This window comes from Phenylobacterium sp. (assembly GCF_031412415.1).
In the GTDB taxonomy this organism is placed as follows: domain Bacteria; phylum Pseudomonadota; class Alphaproteobacteria; order Caulobacterales; family Caulobacteraceae; genus Phenylobacterium.
In genome coordinates this window covers 1-5,612 of record NZ_JANOCX010000297.1, presented here as the reverse complement: position 1 = coordinate 5,612, position 5,612 = coordinate 1, and the positions used below count along the sequence as shown (strand labels likewise).

Genomic DNA, 5,612 nt, shown 5'->3' with positions numbered 1-5,612 from the left:
ACAGCTGGCATGAGCTCCCCCGAACGATGTTCGGCGAGATTGAACTCAATGGCTGCCGCCGTCTTGTAGGAATGTAAGCCTAGTCCAGCCTGGCGAAGCCGAAGTCCGTGCCGCCCACACGGGTCTGGACGTACTCGACCGGCGTCAGGCCGGTGAAATCCCTGAAGTCGCGGTTGAAATGCGGCTGGTCATAGTAGCCGGCCTGGACGGCGATGGCGGCCAGGTCGGGGTGGTCGTCGCCCCCGATGGCCTGGACGGCTTCCTGGAAGCGTAGGACGCGGGCGAAGGCCTTGGGCGACAGGCCCACGGCGTCGATGAACCGGCTGTGCAGCCGCTGGCGGCTCCAGCCGATCTCCTCGGCCAGGTAGGCGATGGGCGCGCCGCCCTGGCTGCGCCCAAGGGCGTCGACCGCCCAGCTTACGGCGGGGTCCCAGTCGGGCGCGTCGGCCAGCCGTCGGCGCATCAGTCGCGCCAGCAGCTCAAACCGATCCCGTGGACTGGACGCGGAACGCATGGCGTCCACTAGGCTCTCGGCGCGAGGACCGAACACCTCCTCCAGACCCACAACGCGGTTGGCCAGGGCGGCTGGACTTTCACCGATCAGGCGGAAGGCGCCGCGGGCGCTCAGGCGCACGCCGCACATCCAGCTCCCGGCCGGCGACTCGGTGATCAGGTGGCGATTGTGTTGGCCGGAGATCCAGGCGTCCTCGAACTCGCGCACCAGGGCGAAATCTTCATTGGCCAGCAGCCTCTGGGGCCGGCCCAGATTGAACAGGATCACCACGTCGCCCTTGGGGAAGACCTTTTCCCGGCTGTGGTTCAGGACCCCGTTCACTTCGAAGAACTGGCCGACAAAGGGAGCGAGCGCCGGGTCCGGCCGGCCGAGCGCGAAGCTCCAGGTCCCGTCCGCTTCTCGATACTGGTTCTCTATGACCGTCAGGCTCACCTGGTCGAGCTTGGCGCCAACGGCCTCGGGCGCCTAGCCTCGCGGCTTAACCGCGCGGTCGATGGCGATGAGGATCAGGCCGAGTATGAGGAAGAGACCGGTCATGGCCACCATGTTCATCGCGACACGCTCCAGGCCGAGCTTTGACACATCCAGGAACGGGTAGGGATAAAAGCCGGCATAGGGCCCGCGCACGATGCTGTAGACGCCATAGGCGAGCGGGAAGACCAGCCAGGGCCAGACATACACCCAGCGCAGGGTCCGCTTGGGCGTGAACAGCAGCCAGTCCAGCAGCACTAGGCCCGGGGTCAGGTAGTGCAGGGTGGTGTCGGCCACCCACTGGAGCCCTTGCGGGTCCCAGAGGCCCTGGAGGATCGCGATGTAGGTCGCAGCGGTGACCGACATGTAGAGCGTCACGGCGGTGCGGATGGCCGGCTTGGCGAAGTAGAGGCCGATCGGGCTCCTCGGAAAGGCTGCTGGCGCGGTGAACATGACCGCGGCGAACAGATTGCTGAGGATCGTGAAATAGCTGAAGAAGTTGACCGTTCGCGTGGCGAAGGCCTCACCGTCCTGGCCGCGGACCATCAACCAGTACTGCAGCAGCAGCCCGAACCAGGCGATCAGAGCGGCGATGGCGCGATAGGCTCTCATCGGTCCCCCGAATGACCCTGGGGTCAGGAGATCGCTGCTTGCCTTCCGAGGTCAAGCGCAAGCGCGCGGCGGGCCGCTTGGACGTCTGGCGATTTGGGGAAGTCGTGGCGCGAATGACGGGACTCGAACCCGCGACCTCCGGCGTGACAGGCCGGCGCTCTAACCAACTGAGCTACATCCGCATAACGGCTCGCGGTGACCGCGAGGCGCGTCTGATATGTCCGAGGCGGAATCGTGTCAACGAGTCTCTGCTGTGATCGGCAAATGAGGCGCGGAATGACGCACCCCGGTGGGCCTTCGCAGATGTGCTGGGGGGCCGCCAGTCCGTGATCCATAAGCCAAAAAAGACCGACCGGCGTTCCGTGGCTCCGCTTGTTGAGAATGGATCGCAACTATTGAGGCCATAAGGCTTTTCGCAGCGCAAACCCCTGTTTGAACCCGCCGCCGACGTGGTCTAGAAGAGCCCCGACTCCGCTTGAGGATTCCATGAACGCCTTCCTTCTGCAGTACATGCCGATCGTGATCTTCCTGGGGATCGCGGGCGCCATGGGCCTCGCTTTCATCCTCGCCTCGGCGGTTCTCGCCCCCAAGGCGCCGGACCCGGAAAAGCTCTCGACCTACGAGTGCGGGTTCAACGCGTTCGACGACGCGCGGATGAAGTTCGACGTGCGGTTCTATCTGGTCTCGATCCTGTTCATCATCTTCGACCTCGAGGTCGCGTTCTTGTTCCCCTGGGCCGTGGCGCTGATGAAGCTGCCGCCAGAGGCCAGCCAGTTCGCCTTCTGGTCCATGATGACCTTCCTGGGCGTGCTGACGGTGGGCTTCATCTACGAATGGAAAAAGGGAGCCCTGGAATGGGAGTAATCGTTCCTGCGGGCGCCGCCGGCCGAACCACGGTCGAGGGCTACAATCCCAAGGCCCACGACCCGTTCTTCGACGGAGTCTCGGGCGAACTGGCCGACAAGGGCTTCGTCACCGCCGCGGCCGACGACCTGATCACCTGGGCGCGCACCGGCTCGCTGATGTGGATGACCTTCGGCCTGGCCTGCTGCGCCGTCGAGATGATGCAGGCTTCGATGCCGCGCTACGACCTCGAGCGTTACGGTTTCGCGCCCCGCGCCAGCCCGCGGCAGTCCGATGTGATGATCGTCGCCGGCACGCTCTGCAACAAGATGGCTCCGGCCCTGCGCAAGGTCTACGACCAGATGCCGGAGCCCCGCTACGTGATCTCGATGGGGTCGTGCGCCAATGGCGGCGGCTACTACTACTTCTCCTATTCCGTGGTGCGTGGCTGCGACCGCATCGTGCCGGTGGACATTTACGTGCCCGGCTGCCCGCCCACCGCCGAGGCCCTGGTCTACGGCGTGCTGCAGCTTCAGAAGAAGATCCGCCGCACGGGAACCATCGAGCGATGAGCTGGCCGAACACCTCCGACCACATGGAGATGCTGGGCCAGGCGATCGTGGCCAACAGCGCCGGCGCGATCGCCGGCTATTCCATGGCCTATGGCGAGCTGACCCTGACCGCGCCGCTGCCGCGCATCGTTGACGCGCTCAGCTATCTGCGCGACCACCAGGACTATCAGTTCCAGCAGCTCATCGACCTTTGCGGCGTCGACTATCCGGAGCGCGCCCAGCGGTTCGAGGTGGTCTACCACCTGCTGTCGCTGACCAAGAACCATCGGGTACGGGTCAAGATCACGACCGACGAGGACACTCCGGTTCCGACCATCACCGGGGTCTATCCCTGCGCCGACTGGTTCGAGCGCGAGGCCTTCGACATGTACGGGATCTTCTTCGAGGGCCATCCCGACCTGCGCCGCATCCTCACCGACTACGGTTTCCACGGCCATCCGCTCCGCAAGGACTTTCCGATGACCGGCTATGTGGAGCTCCGCTACGACGACGAGCTGAAGCGCGTGGTCTATGAGCCGGTGAAGTCGGTGGAGTACCGGAACTGGGACTTCCTGAGCCCCTGGGAAGGTGCGGACTACATCCTGCCGGGCGACGAGAAAGTGGAGGCGAAGTGATGGCTGACGACGCTTCCCTGACCCCGCACGTGCCGGAAACCCCGGTCCGCAAGTTCAACATCAATTTCGGTCCGCAGCACCCCGCGGCCCACGGCGTGCTGCGCCTGGTCCTGGAGCTGGACGGCGAGATCGTCGAGCGGGTCGACCCGCACATCGGCCTGCTCCACCGCGGCACCGAGAAGCTGATGGAGTACCGGACCTACCTCCAGAACATTCCTTATTTCGACCGCCTCGACTACGTGGCGCCGATGAACCAGGAACACGCCTTCTGCCTGGCCATCGAGAAGCTGATGGGGACCGAGGTGCCGATCCGCGGCAGCCTGATCCGGGTGATGTTCTCGGAAATCGGCCGGATCCTGAACCACCTGCTCAATGTCACCACCCAGGCCATGGACGTGGGCGCGCTGACCCCGCCGCTGTGGGGCTTCGAAGAGCGCGAGAAGCTGATGGTGTTCTATGAGCGCGCCTGCGGGGCGCGGCTCCACGCCAACTACTTCCGCCCGGGCGGCGTCCACCAGGACTTGCCAGAGGCCTTGGTCAACGACATCGGCGACTGGGCGACCGCCTTCGCCCGGCCGATGGCCGACATCGACAAGCTGATCACCGGCAACCGCATCTTCAAGCAGCGCAACGTCGACATCGGCGTGGTGACCAAGGAAGAGGCCATTACCTGGGGCTTCTCCGGCGTCATGGTGCGCGGTTCGGGGATCGCCTGGGACCTACGGCGCAACCAGCCCTACGAGTGCTACGACGACTTCGAGTTCGACATTCCGCTCGGCGTCAACGGCGACTGCTACGACCGCTATCTCTGCCGCATGCAGGAGATGCGCGAGAGCATCAAGATCATCCTCCAGTGCGTCGATCGGCTGAAGAAGACGCCGGGTCCGGTGATGACCGAGGATAACAAGGTCAGCCCGCCGCGCCGGGGCGAGATGAAGCGTTCGATGGAAGCGCTGATCCATCACTTCAAGCTCTACACCGAGGGCTTCCGCACCCCGCCGGGCGAGGTCTATGCCTGCGTCGAGGCGCCCAAGGGCGAGTTCGGCGTGTTCCTGGTCTCCGACGGCACCAACAAGCCTTACCGCTGCAAGATCCGCGCGCCGGGCTATCCGCACCTGATGGCCATGGACTGGATGAACCGCGGCCACATGCTGGCCGACGTCTCCGCGATCCTGGGCTCGCTGGACATCGTGTTCGGGGAGATCGACCGATGAGCGCGCCCGCCTGTATCAGCCCGTTCGACGTCGTGGACGCCCAGTTCCAGGCCTATAACGACCAGGACCTGGAAGCCTTCTGCGCGCTCTACGCCGACAAGGCGACCCTGGGCGATTTCAATGGCGCGGTCACCGCCGACGGGATCGACGCCATCCGCGCGAGGCACGTGAAGCTGTTCGCCGACTTCCCGCAGAATAAGGCTGAACTGCTGAGCCGCGTAGTCATCGGCAACATCGTCATCGACCACGAGCGCGTCAGCCGAACACCAGGCGGCGCGACCTTCGAGGTCGCCGCCATCTACACCATCGCCGACGCCCAGATCGTCCGCGTCGACTTCGTGAAGTGAGGATCGCTTGAGCGTTCGCCGCCTCTCTCCGAACCAGCCGGCCAGCTTCGAGTTCTCGAAAGAGACCGCCAAGCAGGCTCAATGGTGGATTTCGAAATACCCACAGGGCCGACAGCAGTCGGCCGTGATCCCGATCCTGTGGCTGATCCAGAAGCAGGAGGGCTGGGTTTCCGAGCCCGCCATCCGCGCCGTGGCCGCCCTGCTGGGCATGCCGCAGATCCGCGTCCTCGAGGTCGCGACCTTCTACACCATGTTCATGCTGGAGCAGGTGGGCACCCACGCCCTGGTCCAGGTGTGCGGAACGACGCCCTGCGCCCTGCGCGGCGCCAACGACCTGATGGCCCACTGCAAGAAGCGCATTGGCCCCAAGGATCACCGCTCGGCGGACGGCAAGTTCTACTGGCAGGAAGTTGAGTGCCTGGGCG

General features: G+C 64.9%; 8 protein-coding genes and 1 tRNA gene. 6 read left to right on the top strand and 3 right to left on the bottom strand.

The window, feature by feature from the left end:
• Positions 1-79: 79 nt before the first annotated feature.
• The 3 genes from RMO04_RS14390 to RMO04_RS14380 form a co-directional block, all read right to left on the bottom strand.
• Entirely contained in the window at positions 80-946 is an 867-nt protein-coding gene (locus RMO04_RS14390) for a helix-turn-helix domain-containing protein (RefSeq protein ID WP_309645459.1), read from the bottom strand.
• Between the two features lie 33 nt (positions 947-979).
• The gene (locus RMO04_RS14385; protein ID WP_309645458.1) at positions 980-1,597 is read right to left on the bottom strand and encodes a Pr6Pr family membrane protein; all 618 of its coding nucleotides are present in this window, start codon (positions 1,595-1,597) and stop codon (positions 980-982) included.
• A 105-nt stretch (positions 1,598-1,702) separates the two neighbouring features.
• Positions 1,703-1,779: transfer RNA gene (locus RMO04_RS14380), tRNA-Asp, on the bottom strand.
• A gap of 304 nt (positions 1,780-2,083) precedes the next feature.
• Here RMO04_RS14380 and RMO04_RS14375 point away from each other — a divergent pair.
• The 6 genes from RMO04_RS14375 to RMO04_RS14350 all read left to right on the top strand — a co-directional run.
• A complete protein-coding gene (locus tag RMO04_RS14375) occupies positions 2,084-2,461 on the top strand; it encodes an NADH-quinone oxidoreductase subunit A (RefSeq protein ID WP_309645457.1) in 378 nt (125 codons plus the stop codon).
• Positions 2,431-3,012 carry an NADH-quinone oxidoreductase subunit B family protein gene (locus tag RMO04_RS14370; protein ID WP_309645456.1) on the top strand — a complete coding sequence of 194 codons (582 nt, stop codon included), beginning with the start codon at positions 2,431-2,433 and terminating at the stop codon, positions 3,010-3,012. Before RMO04_RS14375 ends, RMO04_RS14370 begins: the two co-directional genes overlap by 31 nt.
• Complete coding sequence (locus RMO04_RS14365) at positions 3,009-3,626, top strand: NADH-quinone oxidoreductase subunit C (RefSeq protein WP_309645455.1); 618 nt, start codon at positions 3,009-3,011, stop codon at positions 3,624-3,626. The genes RMO04_RS14370 and RMO04_RS14365 overlap by 4 nt, the downstream gene beginning before the upstream one ends.
• A complete protein-coding gene (locus RMO04_RS14360; protein ID WP_309645454.1) occupies positions 3,626-4,840 on the top strand; it encodes an NADH-quinone oxidoreductase subunit D in 1,215 nt (404 codons plus the stop codon). The genes RMO04_RS14365 and RMO04_RS14360 overlap by 1 nt, the downstream gene beginning before the upstream one ends.
• Positions 4,837-5,187 carry a nuclear transport factor 2 family protein gene (locus RMO04_RS14355; RefSeq protein WP_309645453.1) on the top strand — a complete coding sequence of 117 codons (351 nt, stop codon included), beginning with the start codon at positions 4,837-4,839 and terminating at the stop codon, positions 5,185-5,187. The genes RMO04_RS14360 and RMO04_RS14355 overlap by 4 nt, the downstream gene beginning before the upstream one ends.
• Before the next feature lie 7 nt (positions 5,188-5,194).
• Positions 5,195-5,612: NAD(P)H-dependent oxidoreductase subunit E (locus RMO04_RS14350; RefSeq protein ID WP_309645452.1), on the top strand; the 418-nt coding region annotated here is incomplete at its 3' end.

Coding starts and splice junctions, on each gene's coding strand:
- RMO04_RS14375 (WP_309645457.1), top strand. CDS start 2,084: ATGAACGCCTTCCTTCTGCAGTACATGCCGATCGTGATCTTCCTGGGG.
- RMO04_RS14365 (WP_309645455.1), top strand. CDS start 3,009: ATGAGCTGGCCGAACACCTCCGACCACATGGAGATGCTGGGCCAGGCG.
- RMO04_RS14355 (WP_309645453.1), top strand. CDS start 4,837: ATGAGCGCGCCCGCCTGTATCAGCCCGTTCGACGTCGTGGACGCCCAG.
- RMO04_RS14385 (WP_309645458.1), bottom strand. CDS start 1,597: ATGAGAGCCTATCGCGCCATCGCCGCTCTGATCGCCTGGTTCGGGCTG.
- RMO04_RS14360 (WP_309645454.1), top strand. CDS start 3,626: ATGGCTGACGACGCTTCCCTGACCCCGCACGTGCCGGAAACCCCGGTC.
- RMO04_RS14370 (WP_309645456.1), top strand. CDS start 2,431: ATGGAAAAAGGGAGCCCTGGAATGGGAGTAATCGTTCCTGCGGGCGCC.